The sequence below is a fragment of the Bacillus sp. JJ1122 genome (assembly GCF_036964885.1).
GTDB lineage: Bacteria > Bacillota > Bacilli > Bacillales > Cytobacillaceae > Mesobacillus.
On record NZ_JBALQL010000001.1, the window covers coordinates 184515 to 209891 of the forward strand.

Genomic DNA, 25377 nt, shown 5'->3' on the forward strand with positions numbered 1-25377 from the left:
CTCAGGTGAAGTCAAAGAAGGACTTCACTGGTCGGCCCTCCAGCGCTTGTCGGGGCTGAGCAAGGCGCTTGCGCTTTTCTTATATTTCATCGTTAATTTCAACCACTTTTCTCAGTTTTTCATTATGATATCCTGCTGGAGCCAGTTGCAGTAATTTATTGCGGATGGAACAAAGTATAGGGAAGTCGACTTTTGCTGCCAGCTCGTATACTTTCGTTTCATTTTTAACTAGCTTCATCCGTGTAAGCCGGTTCAACTCGTACTTCTCGAATGCCTTTTCAATCGAATCTTCTGTACTGATCCATTTTGAAAGATAGGCGGCTTCTTCGATAGCCTGTGAAGCACCCTGTCCGATATTCGGCATTGAAGCATGAGCAGAATCTCCAACAAGGAGGATGTTGCCATAATAAAAGTGTTCCAATGGTTGGAGGACAAATAGTTCATCAAAAATTATATTTTCCGAAGGGGTATTTTCAAGTATTTGCTGGATAGGGTCGTGATAATAGAAGAAGTTGAACAATAAATCCATCGGATTCCAATTGAACATATTCGTTGTGCTTGAAGCGGCTTTTTTAAATGCATACCAGTATAAGCGATTGCCGGGCATTGGAGTGATTCCGAATCGGCCTCTTGGTCCCCAAGTTTCTGTATATAGAATTTCGCTAAATGATGGGTTATCTATGATGCCGCGCCAACACACTGATCCAGATAAGGTAAGTTGGCTTTCTGGAATTAATTTTTTCCGTATAAGGGAATCGGCTCCGTCGCAGCCAATAAGATATTCAGCTTCTGCAGTGCAACCATCCTTGAAGTTCAATTTGATTGTGTGAACATTCTGTTCAAAGTCAATTAATTCCTTATTTATATGGAGAGAACCTGGAAGAAGTGCTCCTGCTAAAATATTCATGATGGTGGACCGCTTCATGAATAGATAATTTGGGATATGAGAGGGAGAGTGGTAATCAAATTTTGTAATAACTTCTCCTGAATGGGATTTAACATAACAATGATTAGTTGTAACTCCATTTGTAAGCATCTGTCGGCTTAATCCCATGATATAAAATGCTCTTATCGCATTGCCGCTTAAAACAATGCCAGTATCAGGGCCAATGAATTCTTTTGCCTTTTCATACACTTCAGTGTAGATTCCTTTTTTCTGCAAGGCCACAGCTGTGCATAAACCGCTAATTCCGCCGCCAATTATGGCAATTCTGACATGAGCCATAAAAACCCCATCCTTTCAAAAAGAAAAAAGCTTAATTTCCCTGTATGGCTCCTGAAGAATAATCTCCTCATCCTTACTATACTTCACGTTATATTAGAAAGGTATGGATATTAATTGAACATTCTGTAAAAAAGTAAAGCCACCAGGTGGTTAACCCGATGGCTTTACTTTTTTACTGATTCATTTTCTGCATTGATTTTCTTGCTTCAGCCAGATCATCCTGTACCGTCTTATCCGACAGCTTGATGCCTGAGTTATAAGCTGCGCGGCTGATTAAGTGGCCTGCAACCGGTGACGTAAGGAAAATAAATCCGATACCCAATAATAATCTTGAATTAAAATGATCCTTAATAAACCAAAAATATAAGAAGGTTCCTATCAGCACAAGCATGACACCCATTGTAGCGCTTTTTGAGGCAGCATGGTTCCGCGTATAAACGTCAGGAAGCCTGATCAGGCCGAACGCGGTAACAAGGCTGAGAAATGCCCCCACAAGGATGAACAAGCCGGCAAAAAATTTAGCTATTTCCATTTCTGTCATATTCCATGATTACTCCCTTCTCAAGATATTTTGAAAAGGCGACTGTGCCGATGAAAGCAAGGATGCCGATGAGCAGGATGATGTCCAAAAAGGCACTTGTTTCAAGCAGGATAGAGACGAGTGCAATAAGGGATACGAGGCTGATTCCGATTGCGTCAAGGGCGACTACCCTATCAGCGATCGTTGGTCCCTTTATCACGCGATAGATTAGGCCGATCATTGCCAGGGATATGAATGTCGCTGAAACCCACATAATCATGTTAAACATCATCTGCTCACCTCCATGATCGATTTTTCAAATGTATCTCTGATTCCTTTGATAGAATCCTCTGCATCATCAATATCCATAGCGTGCACATACAGGATTTTATTATCAGGTGAGACATCAACGACCAGGGTACCGGGAGTTAATGTAATGAGATTAGCGAGCACGGTAATCTCCCAGTCTTGTTTCAATTCCGTTGGGTATGCAAAAATTCCAGGCTTTATATCTAGCTTAGGTTTTAGGATTACCTTAAGGACCGCAATATTCGAAAGGATTAATTCCCTGGTGAAAATATAGACCAGATTTATTACAGCAATGAACCTCAACAAGTAAAACCGCGAATTGAAAAAGCGGCGGAACATATAGATGATGAGCAGGCCAAAGAAATACCCGACGAAAAAGGCGGCCGGGGAGTAGGATGTCTTCAGAAACATCCATACAAATGCCAGAATGAAATTCAGCAAGATTTGAAAAGCCATAGCTCATTACTCCTTTAAAACTGCATCAATGTAGATTTCCGGATTTGCAAGTGTTTCAGCAGCCATTGAGATTACCGGATATATTGCATCTGTTCCAATTCCGTACAGAACAGCAAAGGCTGTTAAGAGCGCTGGTGCGGCAAGGAGCCATTTAACAGGAGCACTTTGCTCAGACTTATATGCCCTCTCAGAACCCCAGAAGCCCTTAATGAAAATCTTCATTACCGAAAACAAGACGAAAAGGCTGGACATGAGGACGGTGAATGCCCCAAAATAACTGCCTGCTTCAAAGCCAGAACGCACAATCATTAGTTTCCCTGCGAACCCGCTAAGCGGAGGGATGCCCGCAAGTGCCAACGCGGCGATAAAAAATGTCCAGCCCAGGCGCGGATATCTATGCAGCAAGCCGCTGATTTTATTAAGATCGCTCGTCCCTGTGATCCTGATGATGATCCCGATCAGCAGGAAGAGGGCAGCCTTGATGTTCATGTCGTGTATCAAGTAAAAGATAGCGCCAGTTAGTGATTCCTGTGTCAGTACGGATACACCAAACAGGATGACGCCGACCGCGACAATAATATTATAGATAATGATTTTCTTAATGTCGGAATAAGCGATTGCCCCTATCACTCCAGCGATGATTGTCAGGATCGCCAGAATTTGCAGCAATTGATGTGTGTAACCAGCATCATGGTAAAAGAATAGCGAGTAGGTCCGGGTGATCGAGTAGACCCCAACCTTAGTCAGCAGTGCTCCGAATAAGGCCATAACCGGTGCGGGCGGTGCGTAATAAGATCCAGGAAGCCAGAAATAAAGTGGGAAAATGGCACCCTTCAGACCGAATACGATTAAGAATAACACTGCAATAACAGTTATAATCCCGAGGTTGCCAAGCTCGCTGATTCGAACAGAAATATGCGCCATGTTGAGCGTGCCGACTACTGAATAAAGATACGCAACAGCGATGACAAACAGCGCGGATGAAATGACATTCACCAGTATGTATTTGATGGATTCGCGGAGCTGGATTTTCGTTCCGCCCAAAACAAGCAATACATATGAAGACATAAGCATGACTTCAAAAAATACAAACAAGTTGAAAATATCACCTGTTGTGAAGGCACCGTTCACGCCAACGAGCAGGAAGTTAACGACAGGGTAGTAATAAAATTTTTCCCGCTCTACGCCGATTGACTTGAAGGAGTAAATCATGGAAGCAAACGCAATGATACTGGTGGTAAGCACTAGCAATGCAGAAAGCATGTCCGAAACGAGCGTGATGCCGTATGGTGCCTCCCAGTTGCTGACGTCCATTGTTTGGATTCCATTTTTATAAACATGGTTAGCAAGCAAGGAGGCAGCAATAATCCCTGAAAATGAGCTTATTGCCGAAACCCATCGCTGTGCCAGTACGTTTTTTGTGAAAAAGATTAGTATAACCCCTGTGATCAGAGGAATTAAAATGGGTAAGATAATTAGATTATTCATGTCCTTCCTTTCCTCTCAAGCGATCCATATTATCCGTTCCAAGCTCCTGATAGGCTCTGTAGGCTAAAACCAGGAAGAAGGAGGTAACCCCAAAGCTAATGACAATTGCTGTCAGGATTAGTGCCTGAGGAAGCGGATCGACATAAGTTTCAGCGTGTTCGCCAAGAAGCGGAGCAGCACCTCTTTTTAAGCCACCCATCGTTAAAATCAACAAGTGGGCGCCGTGGCTCAGAAGTCCTGTACCGATAATGATCCTGAGCAAGCTTTTGGAAAGCATGAGATAGGTCGCTGTCATAAACAAAATACCAATAAGAAAAGCCATTAAAATTTCCATTATTCGCTCTCTCCAATCGTTTGAATAATGGTCATTGTTACACCAATGACAACCAGGAACACGCCAGTGTCGAACAATACCGCAGTATGCAAAGAAGTTTTGCCAAGGAGTGGAAGATCAACATAGGTAAAGGCATGAGTCAGGAAGGGCATGCCCATGATCAAACCACCTACTCCAGTTCCCACGGAAAAAAGGAGTCCAACTGCAATAACCTTGATATAATCGACCGGCAGGATCGCCTTCACTGTTTTTATATCGAAGGCAAGCAGCAGAAGCACAATTGCCCCTGATGTCATCAGCCCGCCGATAAAACCGCCGCCAGGGTGATAGTGCCCGGCAAAGAACAGATGGATCGAAAACAGGATGATGACGAACAAAGTGAATTTAGTAACTGTCTGCAGGATAATATCATTTGTTTTCATCCTTATTCTTTCCCCCTTGTCAGCCGTAGTTTGATCATGGCAAAAATACCAAGAGCGGCAATGCCGAGCACTGTAATTTCGAACATCGTATCAAAACCGCGGAAATCAACGAGAATGACGTTAACCATGTTTTCACCGCCGGCTTTTTTATACGTATTCTCGATATAATACTGTGCTATTGAATCGAACATTTTATTGCTGTGCGCTGATAATGCGATAAGAGTGACGATTGTACCAACTCCAATTGAAACAATTGCATTTCCCAGCTTGAAGCGAATCCGTTCCTCGTTTCTTCCGAGTTTTGGCAAATGGTAAAAGGCCAAGAGGAAAAGGGCTACGGAAACTGTTTCAATCACAAGCTGTGTCAGCGCTAAATCTGGAGCGCGGAAAATGACAAAGAAAAGTGCAACTGTATATCCGACCGCTCCTAGCAGGATGATTGAAGTCAGCCTTGATTTTGCGAACATTATCGTGATGGAGGAAACAGCAATAATCAATACAAGGATCACTTCTAAAAATCTGATCGGCGCGACATTGCTAAAATCGAGTTTGAACGTATTCCGATATACCAAAGTCGTGGCCAGGATCAAGATAAAGAATGAAAAAATGTAAACTAGATATGTCCGGATAAAACCGTTCATATACGTCTTGGTTATGTTTCGAGACGCGATCTGGATGAGCTCCAGGCCGCGGTCATATATATGGTTCAACGCAAGCCGCTCAGGGAAGACCCGATAGATGCCTGTCCATTTTGGCAGTGTTTTGAAAAGTAAAAATCCTAAAATAATGACACCTATCGTCATATATAATTCAGGTGTTGGACCATGCCAGTGAGAGATATGGACATCAAATCCTTCACGGTTTTCAAGCAGTGATGGCAGAATTGCTCCCATAGCGGGAGAAATAATGCTATGAGAAAGCACATTTGGGAAAATCCCGAAAATGATGACGAGTGAAGCAAGGATGACAGGTGAAACCAGCAATCCAATCGGCGCTTCATGCGGTTTCTTTTCCAGTTTTTCTGGCTGGTATTTTCCAGTGAATGTCTTAAATACATACATCATGCTGTACAGGAATGTGAACACACTTGCGGCCCAGGCGATAATTGGGAAAAGGATTCCCCATGTATCAAGGCTGAATATGTCCATTTTCGCAACCCGAAGCATCCCGGTGAAAAACATCTCTTTACTCAAGAAGCCATTGAAAGGCGGAATACCTGCCATTGAAAATGTCCCAATGATTGCGAGAGTGAACGTAATTGGCATGAAATTCATCAAGCCGCCAAGCTTGCGGATATCCCTTGTCCCAGTTTCATGGTCGATGATTCCCGTAACCATGAACAGACTGCCCTTGAATGTGGCATGATTGATTAAATGGAATATAGCTGCTGTGACAGCGACGATATAATATCCATCCTTGATCGTGCCATAGTGAAGGGCGGCGGCGCCAACACCAAGCAATGACATGATCATGCCAAGCTGGCTGACTGTTGAAAAGGCAAGGATTGCTTTTAAATCCGTTTGCTTTACCGCTGAAAAAGAACCCCAGAATAAAGTAAGCACTCCAATACCAGCTACGAGCCACACCCATACGCCAGAATGGGCAAATACAGGTGTCATCCTGGCGACAAGATAAATTCCCGCCTTAACCATCGTCGCAGAGTGTAAATACGCACTGACTGGGGTAGGCGCTTCCATCGCATCAGGCAGCCAGATGTGAAATGGGAACTGGGCAGACTTTGTGAATGCCCCTAAAAGGAACAAAATTAAGGTTGCTGTGAACAAAGGATGATTAATAACTTGATTAGACATTGCAATGGTTTCGGAGATGCTGAAAGTGCCAGTGATGATATAGAGCATCAAGATGCCCCCCAGCATTGACAAGCCGCCGAAAACGGTGATCAGCATTGATTTTTGCGCGCCATATCTCGAACCTTCTTTATGGTTCCAGTATCCAATTAAAAGGAAGGAAGAAAAGCTCGTCAATTCCCAGAATGTATATAGGACAATAAGGTTATCCGATAAAACAACGCCGAGCATGGCTCCCATGAATAAAAGCAAATATATGTAGAATGTATTCAGCTTTTCTTTTTCAGGTGAAAGGTAGTAGATCGAATATAAGACGACCAGTGCTCCAATCCCCGTGATTAGCAGCGCAAAAAGTAATCCTAATCCATCAATCTTAAGGGCGAAATCAACCCCCAGCGAGGAAATCCAAGGAAAGGATTCAATTACTGCATCCCCATTTCTTGTCACGCTTATAAATTGAAGGAAATATACAAAAAGCACGGCGGGCAGCGGCAAAAGGAACCACCCTGTATGTATGGTACGGAAGTGCTTATGTAAAAATGGAATTAATAGCGCTAATAAAAGCGGTGATAAAACTGCAAGGTGAAGTAATGACAAAAGATAATACCTCCTTATAATTCCAAATTTAATTATTCGATCCAATCGTTAACATTATATATTTTGCCAATTTTACCAGGTTCATGCTCCCGAAGATCCGATGTAAAAATTATATCGTAAAAATGAGGGAGATGCATGCCATGGCCCTTAATAATCAAGGACTCGCCAAAATTGCTGTATAAAAATGCAAAACTGTTTGCATACTAACAGGGAATAGGGGGGATAACCATGGCCCGGAAACTTGTTATATGCGTTGGGATATTCCTTAGTTTGTTTACGGGATTCTTCATCCTGGATAACCGGGAAGACAAGGAGTTGTCAAAACAAGGAACTGGTGCAGAATCTGGTGTACTGCGGATTCAGCAAACAGATATGGACGAGGTTGAAACAGCAAAAACATATGTACCATTTGGGTCGAGGGAATACGTCAGGATTTTACCTAAGTAGCCTTCAACCTTTTAATACGGATGAAGATGAATAAAGTTTCAAATCTTTTAAGTTCCTTGAGTAAGGGGCTTTTTCTTTTTGTTGCCGGAAGCATACTTTTCTTTCATAATATCCAAGTAGGAATAAGAAAGAATTGAGTGAAGAGGCTATCATGAAAAATCCGTATTTAACAAGCTATTTTCCGCTGCTCGCCATTGTTTTGTTCAGTTTGTCGCTCTCGGTCCGCACAGAAATGGAGCTAGTGGCACTCCTGAAAAACGCCGGGATTTATGAAGGCATGCTGGAGTTTTTTTCGGAAACAGGAATCAAACTTTCTCTTCTGGCACTGCTGATGGTCATGTACTTCATGGTTTTTGCAGCCATGAAGCTGATTGCCGATACGATCAATGAGGTAAGCCTGCTATTTTTTTCAAAGGATCATGAAGGTGAGAGCCTTAAAATGATACGCAGTGGTGCAACCGTCTATTTTGGAGCTGGGGTGGTTTCCCTTTTCAGCATTTACAGCTTCATAGGAATCGGCGTTATTTTTGCAGCGGCAACATTGATCTACTTTATTTATTTTGTCTATAAAATAAGCCCTAATTTATCTATCACCGGGGTCATAGGGACCGTTTTCTTCCAGGTCATCCTTTGGAGTACCATGCTGCTTGGTATCATTTATCTCGCGGTAAAAGTGTATAACAGCATAATGGCAAGTTTGCCTATTTAGTGAGCTGATTCGACTATAGAATCAGTTTTTTTATCATAAGAGGCCCTAAAACTGAACGGTGTCAGAAGAATAACCGGAAAAATTCCGTTTAAATTGGGAAACACCCATTTTTCCTTAAAAATAAGCGGAGTTTTTTCGCTTATATGATCCAAATGTCTGGATACTGGCTTATTTAGAGCCGATAACCGGAATTCTTCCGTTTATCTTTGCTTCGTAAGCTTCCTCATGTACATTAGCCGGAAATACTCCGCCTATTCATTCTCATACCTATACGAACATCATCAATGAATCATTACAAAGTCAAAGGTTTTCTAATAAAAAGGCTCTGTGAAACAAGGCTGTTGATTTTCATTCCAGGCGTTTTGCGTTCCGCGGGGCTGGCGCTGAGCCCGCAGTATACTGATTTGCTTCCCCGAATCTGCCCACGCACAATTGAAATGCATTAGCATTTTCGCTGGAGGCAATCGCCTTCCAGTCCAATCAACAGTCTTTAAAACTAGCTTTAATAGAGCCTAAAAAACAAACCAAACAAGGCCTCCTGGTTACAGGAGACCTTGTTTTAATATTTAAGCTAGATTTTTAATCCAGTTCAAGTTCTTCCTGGTCTTCTTCACTTTCAGTTACGGTAAATTCTCCATCAAGGCCATAGTGATTCCGAATCTTCTGCTGGATTTCAAGGCGGATGGATGGGTTCTCTTTAAGGAAAATCTTCGCGTTTTCTCTTCCTTGTCCAAGACGTTCTTCATTATAAGAATACCATGAACCGCTCTTTTGAACGATATCGAGTTCAGAGCCGATATCGATGATCTCGCCCTCTTTAGAGATTCCTTCGCCGTACATGATATCAACTTCAGCTGTACGGAACGGAGGAGCAACCTTGTTCTTAACAACTTTAATCTTTGTTTTGTTACCTACCATATCATTGCCCTGCTTCAATGTTTCAGCACGACGAACTTCCAGACGTACACTTGAATAGAACTTCAATGCGCGTCCACCAGGTGTTGTTTCAGGGTTACCGAACATTACACCGACTTTTTCACGAATCTGGTTAATGAAAATGGCAAGAGTCTTAGATTTATTGATAGCACCAGACAGCTTACGCAAAGCCTGAGACATCAAACGAGCTTGAAGACCTACGTGGGAATCACCCATTTCCCCTTCAATTTCAGCCTTTGGTACAAGTGCAGCAACAGAGTCAATAACGATAATATCAATTGCTCCGCTTCGAACAAGTGCTTCAGCAATTTCCAAAGCCTGTTCACCCGTATCTGGCTGTGAAAGAAGAAGTTCATCAATATTTACACCAAGCTTTTGAGCATATACAGGATCAAGAGCATGTTCTGCATCGATAAACGCAGCTTGCCCGCCGTTAGCCTGTACTTCTGCAATAGCATGAAGCGCAACTGTTGTTTTACCTGAACTTTCTGGTCCGTATATTTCGATAACACGTCCGCGAGGATATCCGCCTATTCCTAAAGCAACATCCAATGCGAGCGAGCCACTTGGAGAAGTTGAAATCTTAGTGTCAGTCTTCTCTCCCAATTTCATAACTGAGCCTTTACCAAATTGTTTCTCAATTTGCTTTAACGCCATATCTAATGCAGCTTGACGATCACTCACTCAATTTTCCTCCTTTTATATAAAAAACGAACTGGCATTCTGCCTGCCCGCAAATCTCTTATTTAATTCCTACTATTACTATACCTTTTTCATAGCAGTTTGTCCATCAAAAAGTCGAACATTTATTCGTTTTTTTTCATCAGCATCAATTAGGCAAAACTGATTTTCTATATCCTTTTTTACTAATTTTCAAATTGCCAATCCACTGAAAACACCATTTCCAAAAAGAATCTGTCTATTTCACGCTAACAAAAAAACACGGAGCTCATCGCTTCCGTGTTCCTGCCAATCTATTAAGCAATAAAAAACAGCCATACTTTACTGCACGCGTTCTGATTGCTTTCCTGGATCCGCCAAGCTGAAGTTTTTCGGCATGTGCTGGCTGGCCCTTTATCGATATCCCAATATATACAGTTCCTGCAGGGCGGCCTTCTAATTCATCTGGACCTGCAACGCCCGTAAAACTGATTCCTATGTCTGCGTTTAGGAGTAAAGCTGCATTAACTGCAAGTTCCTTTGCACATTCGCTGCTTACGGCACCAAAAGTTTCGATGGTCTTTGGCGGGACGTTCACTAATCCGATTTTGGCCTCATTTGAGTAGCAAACGATTCCACCTTTAAAAATTCTGCTCACCCCAGGAATAGAAGTGAGTTCCTGCTGGAACATACCTCCAGTCAGACTCTCAGCTGCTGTTAAAGTCAAATCTTTTTCCTTTAGAAGCTTCGAAAGTTCAGCCATAAGTGAAGTTTCGTCATAACCATAAAAAAATTCGCCAACACGTGCCATGATATCAGCTTCAACTCTGTCAATGAGCGTCTGAGCTGTTTCAGAGGAATCATCTCTTGCAGTGAGCCTTAATGTCACTTCGCTGTCCCCGGCTAAAGGTGCAATCGTTGGATTGCTTTGGGCATCGATTAGATCCTCAATTTTAGCTTCGAGTGCCGCCTCGCCAATTCCAAAGAAACGGAGCACCCTTGACTCAATTTTTGCCTGCCTGCCAAACATGCCGGAAATCGCTTCCTGTCCATATTTAGTGAACATTGGTTCCATCTCGGATGGAGGACCAGGGAGAAGCATATATTTGTGATTCTCAGTTGTCAGAAACATTCCTGGAGCCATTCCATAATCATTATTCAAAATAATCGATCCGTCTATCACTAGTGCTTGCCTTCGGTTGTTTTCTGTCATTTCCCTGTTTGTCTTTTTAAAATAATGCTCAATTGATACCATTGCTTCCTCATCCATTACAAGCTGCTTCCCAAGCTGTGCAGCAATCGTATCTTTTGTAAGATCATCTTTGGTAGGTCCTAGACCTCCGGTGAACAGGATGAATTCGGCACGTTCTTGTGCTACTTTTACGGCTTGCTTCAGCCTCTCGGGATTATCCCCAACAACAGTATGAAAGAAAACATTTATGCCGAGGTCAGCTAGTTGCCTTGACAGAAATCTAGCATTTGTATTGACGATTTGCCCCAATAACAATTCAGATCCTACCGCAATAATTTCAGCATTCATCTCCATAATCCCCCAGTGGCTGCCATTATTTTGAGTTCTTGAAAATATCCTTATTTTTCGAAAAATAGTCCCATCCAGACCAAATTGTAAAGAACATCGCTACCCATAAAGCGATGTCTGCAAATGGAATAGAAAACGCTTCGAATATGATATTGTGCAACAGCAACGCAGAGATGGCGACAGTTTGAGCCCACATCTTTATTTTGCCAGGCATTTTAGCTGCTACAACCTCACCGCCCCCTGCGAGGAGAAGGCGAAGGCCAGTAACGGCAAACTCCCTGCTGATGATCACGATGACGATCCATGCAGCAGCATAGCCAAGTTCTACTAATACAATAAGCGCAGAAGAGACAAGCAGCTTATCTGCCAGCGGGTCCAAAAATTTCCCCAGGTTCGTGACAAGGTTGTGCTTTCTGGCTAAATAACCGTCTACCCAGTCAGTCACTGATGCAAAAATATAAATAAGTGCACCAATTAGATGGGTAACTGGCATTGTTGTACCAAGCAGAGAAATTTCTCCCCACGAAAAAGGTACAATCATCACGATTAGAAATAACGGAATAAGAAAAATCCGTGAAATCGTAATTTTATTAGGCAAGTTCATATTCTTTATCCTCCAAGATGAAAAGTAGCAAATTACAGATAACTGCATTCCACTTTAGTATGCAATATGTAGTTATAATTACTATCCATTATAATTTTAGCCCGTATAAACATAAGTCCATACGGGCGGTTCAAACTTACTTTAGGTTCAATAAGAATTATTTCACAAAATTAATGATGATTTTCTGTGTCATGTCTTCTTGCGGGGAAACAGCATACTCCAGCTTTTGGTCATTCACATAAATTTCCGTATCTGGCGCATATCCGACATTAATAATTGCTTGCGTTTCATTTGATAAATCCACTGATTTATTCTCATTCTTTCCTTTTACCAGTGTTTCCTGGAAAACAGCCTTGCCTGTCCCATTTGAAACCCCAACCCATGTCTGTCCTAATGAAACGATCTTCACAACAAATTTATCTGTATTCTTCACTTCATAAGTTGTATTGCTCCCACTGTTAGAGACCATAGTTAGTTCCTGTGCAGGCGTTTCTTCTGGTGCTGTTTCCTCATCTGCAGGCTCTTCCTCGACGTCACCAGATGAATCCCCTTCATCAGTACCGTTGCCCTCATCAGAAATTTTTTCTGATTCTTCTAACGCAGGTTTCCCTTTTTCAGTTGTTGCGGGTTCTTTCGCATCATCACCAGCATTCTGGACAATCAAATACCAGATTAATGCGATTGCACCGATTATAAATACACCAATTAAAATTTTGGGAAGTACATCCAAGATTTTAGAGGTGTCTGGTGAAAGGCTTTTCCTCGACTGAACCCGGGAAAGCTGCTCAGGGAGCTCTTCATTGTATGTATTGGGAATCTCGTTTTTATACTGCTCGAACAACGGATCTGGGTCCAGCCCTACTGCTTCGGCATACTGTTTGATAAAGGCGCGGACATAAAATTTACCTGGCATCATAGAATAATTCCCGTCTTCTATGCCAATTAGGTAGCGCTTTTGTATTTTCGTGATGGACTGCAACTCGTCCAGGCTGAGGCCCCTTGCTTCACGTGCTTCTTTTAAAATATTTCCTAACTCAGTCACGATAACACCTTCCAATACTGTTAAAAATCAAATCCTCCAAAATCAGAATCAGTAAACATGTGGTTTTTCTGTACCATATCGTAAACAATTTCTTCGTTCGGATCATTGCGAAGCTCAATAATATAATCAAAATCATCCAATGTGTATTCCGTATTTTGCACGAAAATATCCGGATGTTCCACTACTTTTACCGCTGGAAGCCGCATGATTTCCCTGACCAGCTGCCAATGACGTTCATTAGCCCTTCTTGTAGAAACAATCCCGTCAATGATAAATAAGTTTTCAGCATTGTATTCATCTTCAATCAATTGATTGCGAATGGTTTGTTTCAACAGGGTAGAAGAAACAAATAGCCATCTTTTATTCGCGCAGACGCTTGAAGCAACAACAGATTCCGTTTTGCCAACTCGCGGCATCCCACGAATCCCTATAAGCTTATGTCCGTCCTGCTTAAACAATTCTGCCATAAAATCGACGAGGAGTCCAAGCTCACTCCTTACAAAACGGAATGTTTTTTTATCATCCGCATCCCGCTGGATATATCGTCCATGTCTGACGGCCATTCGGTCGCGCAGCTTTGGTTGTCGGATCTTGATCACTCTTATTGTATCCATTGTATTTAAAATTGACTCTAATCGCTCAATTTGGTCATCGTCTTTAGCAAGCATTAACAGCCCACGTCTACCTTCATCGACCCCATTGATCGTAACAATGTTTATTGACAGCATCCCAAGCAAAGAAGAAATATCGCCAAGCAGTCCCGGACGGTTGATTACAATCTCATATTCCAAGTACCATTCTTTTTTCTCCATCATTGTCCTCCTCTGCTATTTTGATATTTTTATGCGACACATTTTGACATGAATTATCTAGCTTCTATAATATATGATTTTTGTTGAAGATGAAAGGAAAAACAAGCCAGATTTTAAAAGGTTATGTGCCTTTTGTTTGGATTGTCACCATAACGTCCCGTAACTTGTTACAACCTAACATGAGCATCTCCTTAGTAAGGCAGGCTGATGTTAGCAAACTGTCCATGTGCTTCCTCAGCGCCAATAAAAAAAGAGAGGAACTCATTCTCCCCTCTCTCAATGCCAAGCATATATTACTTGGTTCCGTTGTTTTGTACTAACTTTACCATCATCGTAGCAATAGCATGCTGTTCATCAGGGCTTGCTACTGACCAAAGATCTGAAAGAACTCTTTCTTGCTCATTTTTAGGATCCACATTCTTAGCAAGATAGTCCCCTATTTGGTAGGCAAGGTCGCCCATGACTTCTTTGTTCATGCCTTGGTCGTCAGCCTGATTAAGACGGTCTCCCAAGAAATCCTTCCATTGATTCCAATTATCCAGTACGGACATATTGACAACCTCCTTGTCTAAAATAGTACAAGGTTATTTTGCATACGTAAGACGTTTATTATTCATCAAGCTGGACCTTTTGAAAATTTGTCACAAAATCTTTTTATGTGTGCCATCCTCCATTAACAGCGAGCACTTGGCCTGTTATGTAAGAGGACTTTTCTGAGAGCAGGAATTCAACACTCTCTGCCACTTCACGGGGTACTCCGAGTCTTCCGGCTGGAATTTCATCTGCTATAGCATCAATCTCATCTGCTGTAAAGTCACTCAGCATTGGGGTTGAAATCACTCCTGGGGCAACAGCGTTCACTCTGATACCGGAGGGTGCCAGCTCTTTGCTCAATGCTTTTGCAAAAGAAATCTGTGCTCCCTTCACCATTGAATAGGCTACTTCACAAGCAGCTCCTGTCTGTCCCCATATAGAAGACACAATGACGATGCCACCGCTTTTTTTCTGGACCAATTTAGGTATTAACATTTTTGTCAGGAGAAGCGGGGATGTTACGTGGATTTGAATCAGCTGCTCAGCTTCGTTTTCATCCAGTTCTTCAAGCAATCCATACAATGCGTTCCCTGCATTATGTACAATAGCATCCAAAGAAAAAACATTTCTTGCCAAATCAATATATCCAGTTTTTGAAGCTAAATCTGCTTTGACAGGGATATATTCACCGGGATAATGTTGAAGCTGATCAAGTATTGATTGTATCCCTTTTTCATTGGTGTTGTAATGAAGGTAAAGCGAATAACCTGCTTCCGCAAGCCTCAAAGAAATGGCCTGCCCAAGCCCGCCACTTGCGCCCGTGACTAATGCGAACTTTTTCATTCTAATGTTCCTCTCCTAATTCTCTAATGGAAAATGCGCCGGAAAGCACCGGCGCATACATAGTTTTTATTATGCTCTTCCATTATTGGTGAAACAAGCTTTTATTTCTCTTTGGGAACCACCTGGCATACTGTCAGACGCTCTTCCGCAATTAAGCGATCCGCAGCCTGCTTGATATCGTCCAGTGTAAGGCTTTCAAGGACTGGAACAACCTCAAACAAATCCATTTCATTAAATGCATAGCGGGTAAACTGATTGGCAATATACTCAGGTGAGTTAACTGCACGGAGAAACGCACCGATTTTTTTCTTTTTTGTCCTCTCGAGACTGTCTGCTGTCAGCTTGTTACCTGATTTTGCGTCCATTAGCATGCCTTCAAGCTTCTCAGCAAGGAGGTCCGGTTCGTTCGTGTCGCCTCCCACCATCGCAAAGCCAAATCCTTGCTCTTGCGTGTAGTCATAGGAGAATGTATCATCAATCAGCCCAGAACCATATAATTCAGTATAGTTCTCTGAGCTCTTCCCAAATATAATGTCGAGCATCACATTTGTTGCCAGTTCATTTTTAAGCATTTCTTTGCCAGCCTGATTTGAATCGGCAGCTTTTATGCCCACAAGACACTTTGAGGTTTGGACATTCATTTTGAGAACCTGTTTCTTTTCTGCTACTCCAGCCTGTTCTTCATCAAATTTACGCTTAATTTCTGGTTTATTTTTGTATTCTTTCTTGCTCTGGTTAGCCTTGATCATGCCCATTGTTTCATCAGGGCTTACCGGACCGACAACAAACAAAAGCATATTGCTCGGGTGGTAGAAGGTCTCATAGCATTCATAAAGCATATCCTTGGTAATATGGGAGATCGACTCGATCGTCCCTGCAATATCGATGCTGACAGGATGATTTTTATACATATTCTGAATCAACCCGAAATACAGTCTCCAGTCAGGATTATCGTCATACATGGTGATTTCCTGGCCGATAATTCCCTTTTCCTTTTCAACGGTCTTTTCGGTAAAATAGGGCTCTTGAACAAAATCGATCAGAGTCTCCAGGTTCTTTTCAACGTTTGAAGTACTTGAAAACAAATAAGCTGTTCTTGTAAAAGAAGTGAAAGCATTTGCCGATGCACCTTGCTTACTGAATTGCTGGAAGACGTCCCCATCTTCTTTTTCGAATAATTTATGCTCCAAAAAATGCGCAATACCATCGGGTACCTTGACGAACTCGTCTTTTTCTGGCGGCAGGAAATGATTATCGATTGAACCATATTTGGTCGTGAATGTTGCATACGTTTTATTGAAGCCCTTTTTAGGAAGGATGTAAACATCCAGTCCGTTATCCAGTTTCTCGTAATACATCTCTTCCTGAAGCTGTTCAAAAATAATCTTATCCATTATTTATCCGCCTCCAATCCAGTTAAGAAGTAGATAGTATCCATTTTCACTTTGTTGGCTACTTCGACGATTTCTTCCTTCGTGGTTTTGCCCATTCCTGTGAGCCAGTCATCCAGGTTGACCTTTTGTTCTGACACGACATTGTGATAAAGAACTTCTACCATCCCTCTTGCTGTATCCAGTGTTTCGAGCATCTGGTTCTCAATGACGGCTTTGGTCTGCTCTATTTCCTGTTCGGTGAAATCACCTGCTTGCATAGCCTGCATCTGTTCTCGAATGATTTTCACTGCCAGTTCAAAATTATTGAACTCGATTCCGGACATCACCATCATCAGCCCTTTGTGACTCTCAAGGCGGCTTGCTACATAGTATGCCAGGCTATTTTTTTCCCTAACGTTTATAAACAGCTTGGAATGTGAAAAACCACCAAAAATTCCATTGAACACCTGCAGGGCATAGTAATCGTCATCTCCATAGAGGATATTTGTTCTATAACCGATATTCAATTTCCCTTGTTTCACATCTTCTTTTTCTTTTACTGTTTTTTCTTCGACATTTGCTGAGGGTATTTGTTCAACTTTTTTAGGTGTGCGCTGTTTAAACTTCAGCAGGTTTTCAGCAATGGATTGTACCTCATCTTCATTCACATCACCGATGATAAAAAGGTCAAGCTCATCTTCTGCAAAAGCCTGTTTGTAGTAAGCATAAAGATTTTGCTCATTAATCTCAGAAATATCATCGATTTCACCATTAACATGGAGTGCATATGGCTCCCCTGCGCACATTTCCTGAACAAGCCTGAAATTGGAGTATCTCATTTTATCATCATACACGGCCTGGATACGCTGTTTTAATGTCCGCTTTTCTTTTTCAACAGTTTCCTTGTCAAATGTTTCATTTTCCGCGAGTGGATTCACAAGGATTTCAGCTATTAGTTCCAGCCCCTTTTTTAGCAAAGGTTCAGGGTCGCTTAAGAATTTTTCATTAGCAATTTCAAGTGAAAAGCTGATCACCTGGTATTCACCCTTTTTTGAAACATCAACATATAAATTTGCGCCATAAAGCTCATCTAAATAGGAACGAAGCTTAGATGTTGTTGGATAAGCTTTAGAGCTGCTTTGCAGCACATATGGCAACAAAGCACGCTTGGTAACGTTTTCGCTTGTGAGCGGAGATTTCATCTTCCATACGATTGTATTGGTCTTGAACTTTTCTGTTTTTACTACATGGAGCTTGTAGCCTTTCATATCCTTGATTGATTCTGAAATGACAGCCATAGAAATCCTCCTTATATTTATAACGCCATTTAAAGCCATACACCACTCTTCTTAACACTTTTGAGCAAACAAAACATTTATATTATTTATGTATACGTTGTGATGCCTATATTTAATATTCCTATAAATATACTCTAACTATACCTTTCACGTTTTGTCTAATTTAAGCAATAGCCAAATTGGTGATGCTTTGGGGCTTTCAAATACAGCAAAAGCTCCCCGGATGGGAAGCTTATTATTGAGTTGCGGCTGCGCTTTCAGCATTAGCTGCTGAATAATAATATGTATACCCTGTCTCAAACTTCGCTTGATTCTTGCCAGCCGCCTTCGCACTGTACAGCAGCTGATCCGCGCATCCGAGAAGCTTATCGGGTAATTCCTGGTCTTTTGACGATACGATGCCGAAGCTCATTGTAACAGATACGCATTCTTCACTGAAAGTAGTTGTATCAAGAGTAGAATAGAGGTCATCAAAAAAGCTGATTTGCTGTTTCCTACTCAATTCGGGCAACAGAAAAGCGAATTCTTCTCCTCCATATCGAAACGACTGTGCATCATGCTTTTCGGCAAGCACCTTGAACACCCCACCTAACCTCCTCAGGATTTCATCCCCGGTCAAATGGCCGTATTGATCATTGACTTGTTTAAAATGATCGATATCCCCCATCACTAACATAAATTTTTGTCGTGATGAAGTAAGGATCCTTAACTGCTCCTGAAAATGGCGGTGATTGTACAATCCAGTTAAATAATCAGTGAACATTAGTTCATGGAAAATTTCCTTTTGCCTAAAGTGCTTTCTTTCCCTAATGACGATCATTGACCCGAAAACCCCGACTACCCATATAAAAAATATATTAAGAATAAAAACAAAGGTCGTAAAAAACTCATGTTGGCCCTGTGCCATATAAATGACAGAATAACCAACTGTCAAAGCAGCGGATAAGATGATTGCTCCCATTGTCCTCCAGTAAATTGTTGCATGCATTACAAGCAAATAGGCGATAGGAAATAGAGGTGACATAACTCCATTTGTCAGGACCAACAGCCACATAAGTGCAACATAATCGAATAAGATACCAGCCTTTGCCAGCAAGTTAAGGTACTGGTTACCGGGGGCAATTTTTATTAGAGCAATCTGAGCTGCTGCCATGTATACAAAACCCACCAGCAGCAGTAATGGAAAAGTTTCTTTAGTAAAATTAAGTCTGTCTGCAAGCGGCGGATAATAAAACACAAGCAGACCGACAGCCAGAAAGATCCAGCGTAAATATGAAAAGATTTTCTCCGTTTCACGGTCATCCATATATAAAGAAAGTTTCATTCAATTTAACCTCATACTGCTGTTATTTTTAACCAACTTTCCCTTTATTTTATCATAATAGATTTAAAGTTACTAAAAATAATATGTTCAAAACTTCTTTATTTGAGATAAAAGTATTCATGCTAAAATCAAAAAAGAGGCACCCGGTATCCTGGTGCCTCTTTCGACTTTGTATGTTTCGTAATCGTAATTATCGTTTTCCACTATCAAATGTTTCACCGACAGCCTTTGGTGCCTGTGATGATTTAGAGAAGATGACCAATGCGATCAATGTTACCACATAAGGGAAAATCTTCAATAGGATTGGCGGGATGACAGCCAATTCCGGAATTACCTGTGATACGTTGGCAATTGTACTTGCAAAGCCAAAGAAGAATGTAGCAGCCAACACACCAAATGGTTTCCACTGTCCAAAGATCAATGAAGCGAGCGCAAGGAATCCAAGACCTGAAACAGTTCCAGTAAATTCACCTGCATAGGTAACGATGATCAATGCGCCGCCCAATCCGGCAAACGCTCCCGATATAAGTACGCCACTATAACGGACTCTTCTAACGTTGATCCCAGCTGCTTCTGCAGCTTGAGGGAATTCTCCACATGATCTTAAACGGAGACCAAATCTTGTCTTATATAAAACGAATGAGCTAGCGAATAAGATTAGTAAGACAAACCATGTAGTTGGATATGTCTTTGTGAAAAATAAATCACCGATAACAGGAATATCCGAAAGGAAAGGAACATTTGACGGTGAAAAACCGCTCGTGATCCGGATGTTTCCACTTCCAGTAATATTCCTTGCCAGGAAAATCGTAAGGGCAGTCGCAATCATATTAATCGCAGTACCACTTATGATCTGGTTAGCATTTAAATTTATACTCGCAAAAGCGTGAAGGAGGGAAACAAGCACCCCTGCAACAACTGCAACAAGCAATCCGAGCCAAAGAACCAATGTGTTGTTGTCAATAACGTCACTCATATAATGAATCGAGAGAGCGGCAGAAAAAGCACCAATTACCATTAACCCTTCAAGTGCAATATTAACAATACCGCTTCTTTCGCTGAAAAGACCGCCTAAGGCTGTAATTAGAAGAGGTATTGTAAAGATAATCGCGTAAGGAAATATTTGTTCTATAATTGACCACATCTTAGGAATCTCCCTTCTCGACTACAGGACCACTTTTTTCTTTTTTATGTGATCTATTCTTCATGAATTTGTTCATCAAACGCTCAATCATTACACTTGTTGCGGCAAAGTAAATAATGATCGCGATGATCGTATTCGCCAATTCAGGCGGGATTTCAGTCATGGCATTCATAAAGCCTGTACCTGAGTAAAGGATTCCGAACAAAATAGCGGCAAAAAATACACCAATTGGGTTATTAGCACCAAGAAGGGCTACGGCAATGCCGTCATATCCCTGTGCAGGAAGAATCCCAATTTGAATCGTTGAAGCATTACCAGTGTATAATGCAACACCGCCAAGGCCAGCAAGTGCCCCGGAAATCAGCATTGATAAGATGATATTGCGATTCACCTTCATACCCGCATATTCAGCAGCATGTCTGTTGAAACCAACAGCCTTAAGTTCAAAACCTAAAGTTGTCTTATTAATGATAAACGATACGATGATAACAGCAATAACTGCAAGGAAAAGACCAAGGTTAATGTAAGATCCAGCAAACATTTCTGTTAAGAATGGAGCTTTCAGAGTAGCTGAATCTGCTAATGTCTTAGATTCAGTTTCAAGGAATTCACCCTTAAAATAAGAAGGTATGACATAATAGACTGTCCAGTAGGCAATCCAGTTCATCATGATCGTTGAAACTACCTCGTGAACGTTAAACTTTGCCTTAAGCAAACCAGGTATGAATGCCCATAATGCTCCACCAATCAAACCAACAATGACCATGACAAGGAGCAGAACCGGCCTAGACAGATCATATGTTAAACCTACCGCCGAAGCCAGCAATCCGCCGATCAGCATTTGGCCTGACGCACCGATATTAAAAAGTCCTGTACGGAAGGCAAAAGCAACGGAAAGACCAGTGAAAATCAAAGGAGTAGCAGTTGCAAGAGTATTCCCGATACGTTCAAGATTTTTCAGCGCCCCTTGAAGCAAATAGGTGTATCCTTCAATCGGGTTGCTGCCGATGAAAAGCATCAGGATTCCCCCGGCTATCAGTCCTAAAATAATGGAAATTAATGATACGATGGTATGTCTCATATGCTTCTCTCCTTAGCCACGCCTGCCATCATCAAACCAACTTCATTTTCATTCGTTTCAGAAGCGATTACAGTACCTACGAGTTCTCCATTGTTGACAATGGCAATACGGTCCGATAATTGCAATACCTCATCCAGCTCCAATGAAATCAATAATACAGCGTTTCCTTTATCTCGATGTTCTATTATTCTCTTATGGATGTATTCTATTGATCCCACGTCCAAGCCACGTGTCGGCTGAACCGCAATCAAAAGTTTTGGATCCAATTCCAGCTCCCTGCCGATAATGGCTTTCTGCTGGTTACCACCTGATAGAGTCCTTGCAATCGAAGCAGCACCCTCACCAGAACGCACATCAAAATTCGTCAGGATGTTTTGTGCATACGTTTTCATTGCTGATGGGTTTAAGATTCCATACTTTGAGAAAGGCTGCTTATTGTATATTTGCAATACCATGTTTGATTCTAAAGTATAGTCCAGTACAAGCCCGCGTTTATGTCTGTCTTCAGGAATATGGCTGATTCCTTGTTCAAGTCTCTCGCGAATAGGGAGGTTTGTGATTTCCTGGCCGCTTACGAGGACTGTCCCCGACTCAGCCTTTCTTAATCCTGTTATCGCCTCAACAAGTTCTGTTTGACCATTGCCTTCAACACCAGCGACTCCTACAATTTCTCCTGCTCTTACTTCAAGTGAAAAATCTTTAAGACCCATTACTTTTCTATTATTTTTCACAGATAGAGAATCTATTTTTAGTACTACCTCACCAGGAGTACTTTCTTTCTTATCCACTTTGAATGAAACATGGCGTCCTACCATCATTTCTGCAAGGCTCGCCTCACTTGCTTCAGCCACATTGACAGTGCCGATACCTTTCCCACGGCGGATAACCGTGCAGCGGTCAGCTACTGCTTTAATTTCTTTCAGTTTATGAGTGATAATTATGATAGACTTTCCTTCTTTGATAAGGTTGCGCATAATCTTCATCAATTCTTCGATTTCCGACGGTGTAAGAACTGCTGTTGGTTCATCCAATATTAAGACATCCGCTTCTCGGTAAAGCATTTTCAAAATTTCTACTCTTTGCTGCATACCTACTGATATATCTTCAATTTTCGCGTGAGGATCTACATTCAATCCATAATGCTTGGACAATTCTTCAATTCTTTTAGCTGCCTTATCAATATCAAGCACCATGCCTTTAAGTGGTTCGCTGCCCAATATGATATTTTCAGTAACGGTAAAATTTTCTACCAGTTTAAAATGCTGATGCACCATCCCTATTCCTAGACGGTTAGCAACATTCGGGTTCGTAATGCGCACTTCTTTACCGTTTACTTTAACGACGCCTCTTTCAGGCTGATACATCCCGAATAAAACACCCATCAAGGTTGACTTTCCTGCACCGTTTTCCCCTAATAGTGCATGAATTTCCCCTTTTTTAAGTGTAAGGGTGATATTATCGTTGGCTACGATACCCGGAAACTCTTTCCGGATATTTAACATTTCTACAACATAACTCATAGTAGCACTCACCTTTGTAATAGACTCTATACCTTTTTAAAATAGGGAGTCCCCTATACTGGAACAGTACTTCAGGTAAAAACATTTAAAGACTTGAAAGATTAAAAATATTCCGGCCCTGAATTTCAAATATTTACCGTTCAGACATTGATAGACAAAAGAGACGGAAGCCACCGTCTCTTTCGCTCTAATTTACTTAAACAAATCTCCTTGTTCAGCAGAGACCTTCACATCACCAGATTTAATCTTTTCGAAAACTTCCTTAACTTTGCTTGTTGTTTCGTCGCTCAAGTTAGGGTTCTTTTCAGGAAGACCGACACCATCGTTTTTAGCATCGAAAGTCAATGTCTGTCCACCAGGGAATTTTCCATCTAACTCAGCCTTAACCATGTCGTAAGAAACTTGGTCAAGTTTCTTCATAGCAGAAGTAAGGATAACAGATTTGTCGCCTTCGTATTTTCCATCTTCGTACTGGTCTACGTCTACACCAACGATCCAAACTTTTTCGCCAGCTTTAGCACGATTCTTAGCTTCGTTGATCGCACCTACACCAACACCGCCAGCAGCTGTGAAGATTACATCTACGCCACGGTCATAATATTGAGCAGCAATTTGTCCGCCAGCAGCAGCGTTGTCGAATGATCCTTGGTAGATTACGTTTTCAGCTTTGATTGTTACGTTTGTTCCAAGGTTTTCGTTTGCATATTTAAGACCTTGTTGGAAGCCCCAGTTGAACTTTTGTACAGCAGGGATTTCCATACCGCCGATGAAGCCTGCTTCGCCCTCTTTTAATTCAAGAGCAGCTGCAACACCTGCAAGGAAACCTGACTCATGCTCTGCAAAGAATACAGCAACTGTGTTTTCTTTCACTACAGGGTTATAGTCTCCATTATGTGGATTTCCGTCAAGGATGACGAATTTTGCATCTTTATATTTATCCTGGGCTTTGAAAACAGCCGTTTCGAACTTAAAGCCCGGTGTAACGATAAACTTATATCCTGCGTCGTATAAGTTACCCATTTCTTTTAAGTATTCAGCTTCAGTATTACCTGCTGGCTTTAGGTACTTTGTGTTTACTCCAAACTCATCTTCAGCCTTTAGGATTCCTTCCCAAGTACCCTGGTTGAACGACTTGTCATCAATTGTACCTGAATCAGTAACCATACCAACTTTTAAATCGGACTTCTTGTCATTGTCGCCGCCTTTATCATCGCCGCCACAGCCAGCTAACATTGTGCCTGCTGCCAAAAGCAATGACATTACCAAACCAAATTTACGCTTTTTCAAGGTTTGTACCCCCCAGAGAATGTTTGTGGATTTCGCAGGAATGTTCTGAAAAACCATTCAGTTAGCGTTTTCATTTCCTTAAAAAAATTAAACTCTTTTTCTAAGGACATGAAAACTGAACTTATCGGCTTTAAAATAGTTGACCGAATAAAGGATCGGCACGTCGTTTTCATCGAAATGCATCTGCTTCAAAACGAGCAGGGCAGTTTCAGGGTCACATTCAAGAATGGGCGAAATCTTCTCATGATAGCCAATTGGCTCAATCTGGGCAACTGCGTATGTAACTTTCCTGTTCGATTTAATCTCAAGCAGATGAAGCAATGATTCATCTTCATGAGAGAAATCGCCTGGCAGGATTTTCTCAGGAATTTTGTCTAAGCAATAAACAACTGGTTCCCCATTGGCAGTCCTTACCCTTTCAATCAAAGTGATTTCGTCATCCATCGAACATGAGAAACGGCGGATATCCTCTTCGGTAGGTCCTGTAGTCGTTGAGTTTAAGAAGATTGTACCAGGCGTCATTCCAGCCTGCTCAATCATCGCCGTCACACTGTTAAGCTGTTCGATACCTGATGAAAACAGCGGTTTGGCATTCACAAAGGTTCCTACTCCATGTCTGCGGATAATGACGTTTTCTTCTTCAAGAATACGCAAAGCTTCGCGGAGTGTTGCCCTGCTTACTCCAAGCTGTTTAGCAAGGTCAAATTCTGAGGGTAGTTTTTCTCTTTCTTTATAAACACCCTTTTGAATATCTTGCTTCAGGTGATCAATTACTTGTAAATACAGGTGCCGGTTATCTGACTTGATCGACATGAGGCTTCCTCCAACCTTTTTGCTCAAAGACATCAGACATCTGATGTATAGCATTCCTACTAATCGAAAATACTATAACACTTTTTTTCACATAAATAAATAGAGTTTCAACATTTTGTCGAAAAAAGCTAAGATAAACAGAATTGCCATTTTTTCCGGTACCAAAAGCCTATATTTTTGGTATAATTATATTTTGTAAGCGTTTTTAATAGTATGACATTATTATATTCATCTGATAAGAATGTACTACA

Annotated in this window: 25 protein-coding genes; 2 read left to right on the forward strand and 23 right to left on the reverse strand. The window is 41.5% G+C overall.

Features of this window, described 5'->3' with window-relative positions:
• Positions 1-79: 79 nt before the first annotated feature.
• The 8 genes from V7201_RS00925 to V7201_RS00960 all read right to left on the reverse strand — a co-directional run bounded on the left by V7201_RS00925 (position 80) and on the right by V7201_RS00960 (position 7159).
• A complete protein-coding gene (locus tag V7201_RS00925) occupies positions 80-1225 on the reverse strand; it encodes an FAD-dependent monooxygenase (RefSeq protein ID WP_335374904.1) in 1146 nt (381 codons plus the stop codon).
• 172 nt (positions 1226-1397) lie between these two features.
• On the reverse strand, positions 1398-1766 hold the full coding sequence (mnhG, locus tag V7201_RS00930) for a monovalent cation/H(+) antiporter subunit G (protein WP_335374905.1): 369 nt from the start codon (positions 1764-1766) through the stop codon (positions 1398-1400).
• Positions 1744-2025, reverse strand: a complete 282-nt coding sequence (locus V7201_RS00935) for a Na(+)/H(+) antiporter subunit F1 (RefSeq protein ID WP_438825001.1) — start codon at positions 2023-2025, stop codon at positions 1744-1746. The genes mnhG and V7201_RS00935 overlap by 23 nt, the downstream gene beginning before the upstream one ends.
• Before the next feature lie 8 nt (positions 2026-2033).
• The gene (locus V7201_RS00940; RefSeq protein WP_335374906.1) at positions 2034-2510 is read right to left on the reverse strand and encodes a Na+/H+ antiporter subunit E; all 477 of its coding nucleotides are present in this window, start codon (positions 2508-2510) and stop codon (positions 2034-2036) included.
• A gap of 6 nt (positions 2511-2516) precedes the next feature.
• Entirely contained in the window at positions 2517-3998 is a 1482-nt protein-coding gene (locus V7201_RS00945; protein WP_335374907.1) for a Na+/H+ antiporter subunit D, read from the reverse strand.
• Positions 3991-4332 (reverse strand): Na(+)/H(+) antiporter subunit C, encoded by a 342-nt coding sequence (locus V7201_RS00950; protein ID WP_335374908.1) that lies wholly within the window; start codon positions 4330-4332, stop codon positions 3991-3993. Before V7201_RS00950 ends, V7201_RS00945 begins: the two co-directional genes overlap by 8 nt.
• Positions 4332-4754, reverse strand: coding sequence for a Na(+)/H(+) antiporter subunit B (locus tag V7201_RS00955; protein WP_335374909.1), 423 nt, complete (start codon positions 4752-4754; stop codon positions 4332-4334). The genes V7201_RS00950 and V7201_RS00955 overlap by 1 nt, the downstream gene beginning before the upstream one ends.
• Before the next feature lie 2 nt (positions 4755-4756).
• A complete protein-coding gene (locus V7201_RS00960; RefSeq protein ID WP_335374910.1) occupies positions 4757-7159 on the reverse strand; it encodes a Na+/H+ antiporter subunit A in 2403 nt (800 codons plus the stop codon).
• 228 nt (positions 7160-7387) lie between these two features.
• On the opposite strand from V7201_RS00960, the gene V7201_RS00965 reads away from it, so the two are divergent.
• Both V7201_RS00965 and V7201_RS00970 read left to right on the forward strand, forming a co-directional pair.
• Complete coding sequence (locus V7201_RS00965; RefSeq protein ID WP_335374911.1) at positions 7388-7606, forward strand: hypothetical protein; 219 nt, start codon at positions 7388-7390, stop codon at positions 7604-7606.
• Positions 7607-7757: 151 nt separating this feature from the next.
• On the forward strand, positions 7758-8315 hold the full coding sequence (locus V7201_RS00970) for a YufK family protein (RefSeq protein WP_335374912.1): 558 nt from the start codon (positions 7758-7760) through the stop codon (positions 8313-8315).
• 579 nt (positions 8316-8894) lie between these two features.
• On the opposite strand, the gene recA is transcribed toward V7201_RS00970, so the two are convergent.
• The 15 genes from recA to V7201_RS01045 form a co-directional block, all read right to left on the reverse strand.
• Positions 8895-9935 carry a recombinase RecA gene (gene recA, locus V7201_RS00975; RefSeq protein ID WP_335374913.1) on the reverse strand — a complete coding sequence of 347 codons (1041 nt, stop codon included), beginning with the start codon at positions 9933-9935 and terminating at the stop codon, positions 8895-8897.
• A 265-nt stretch (positions 9936-10200) separates the two neighbouring features.
• Positions 10201-11451, reverse strand: coding sequence for a competence/damage-inducible protein A (locus V7201_RS00980; RefSeq protein ID WP_335374914.1), 1251 nt, complete (start codon positions 11449-11451; stop codon positions 10201-10203).
• A 25-nt stretch (positions 11452-11476) separates the two neighbouring features.
• On the reverse strand, positions 11477-12055 hold the full coding sequence (pgsA, locus tag V7201_RS00985) for a CDP-diacylglycerol--glycerol-3-phosphate 3-phosphatidyltransferase (protein WP_335374915.1): 579 nt from the start codon (positions 12053-12055) through the stop codon (positions 11477-11479).
• Positions 12056-12212: 157 nt separating this feature from the next.
• On the reverse strand, positions 12213-13097 hold the full coding sequence (locus V7201_RS00990; RefSeq protein ID WP_335374916.1) for a helix-turn-helix domain-containing protein: 885 nt from the start codon (positions 13095-13097) through the stop codon (positions 12213-12215).
• Positions 13098-13117: 20 nt separating this feature from the next.
• Positions 13118-13909: a DUF3388 domain-containing protein gene (locus V7201_RS00995; RefSeq protein ID WP_335375098.1), complete on the reverse strand. Its 792-nt coding sequence runs from the start codon at positions 13907-13909 to the stop codon at positions 13118-13120.
• Between the two features lie 293 nt (positions 13910-14202).
• Positions 14203-14460, reverse strand: coding sequence for a DUF3243 domain-containing protein (locus V7201_RS01000; protein ID WP_335374917.1), 258 nt, complete (start codon positions 14458-14460; stop codon positions 14203-14205).
• A gap of 103 nt (positions 14461-14563) precedes the next feature.
• Positions 14564-15286 (reverse strand): elongation factor P 5-aminopentanone reductase, encoded by a 723-nt coding sequence (ymfI, locus tag V7201_RS01005; RefSeq protein ID WP_335374918.1) that lies wholly within the window; start codon positions 15284-15286, stop codon positions 14564-14566.
• Between the two features lie 101 nt (positions 15287-15387).
• On the reverse strand, positions 15388-16680 hold the full coding sequence (gene yfmH / locus V7201_RS01010) for an EF-P 5-aminopentanol modification-associated protein YfmH (protein WP_335374919.1): 1293 nt from the start codon (positions 16678-16680) through the stop codon (positions 15388-15390).
• Positions 16680-17957, reverse strand: coding sequence for an EF-P 5-aminopentanol modification-associated protein YfmF (gene yfmF, locus V7201_RS01015; RefSeq protein ID WP_335374920.1), 1278 nt, complete (start codon positions 17955-17957; stop codon positions 16680-16682). The genes yfmH and yfmF overlap by 1 nt, the downstream gene beginning before the upstream one ends.
• A gap of 235 nt (positions 17958-18192) precedes the next feature.
• Positions 18193-19281 carry a GGDEF domain-containing protein gene (locus tag V7201_RS01020; RefSeq protein WP_335374921.1) on the reverse strand — a complete coding sequence of 363 codons (1089 nt, stop codon included), beginning with the start codon at positions 19279-19281 and terminating at the stop codon, positions 18193-18195.
• A gap of 190 nt (positions 19282-19471) precedes the next feature.
• A complete protein-coding gene (locus V7201_RS01025; RefSeq protein ID WP_335374922.1) occupies positions 19472-20425 on the reverse strand; it encodes an ABC transporter permease in 954 nt (317 codons plus the stop codon).
• Between the two features lies 1 nt (position 20426).
• Entirely contained in the window at positions 20427-21506 is a 1080-nt protein-coding gene (locus V7201_RS01030; RefSeq protein ID WP_335374923.1) for an ABC transporter permease, read from the reverse strand.
• Positions 21503-23026 (reverse strand): ABC transporter ATP-binding protein, encoded by a 1524-nt coding sequence (locus V7201_RS01035; RefSeq protein ID WP_335374924.1) that lies wholly within the window; start codon positions 23024-23026, stop codon positions 21503-21505. Before V7201_RS01035 ends, V7201_RS01030 begins: the two co-directional genes overlap by 4 nt.
• Positions 23027-23218: 192 nt before the next feature.
• Positions 23219-24313 carry a BMP family lipoprotein gene (locus V7201_RS01040; RefSeq protein WP_335374925.1) on the reverse strand — a complete coding sequence of 365 codons (1095 nt, stop codon included), beginning with the start codon at positions 24311-24313 and terminating at the stop codon, positions 23219-23221.
• Positions 24314-24400: 87 nt separating this feature from the next.
• The gene (locus tag V7201_RS01045; RefSeq protein WP_335374926.1) at positions 24401-25126 is read right to left on the reverse strand and encodes a GntR family transcriptional regulator; all 726 of its coding nucleotides are present in this window, start codon (positions 25124-25126) and stop codon (positions 24401-24403) included.
• Positions 25127-25377: the final 251 nt, after the last annotated feature.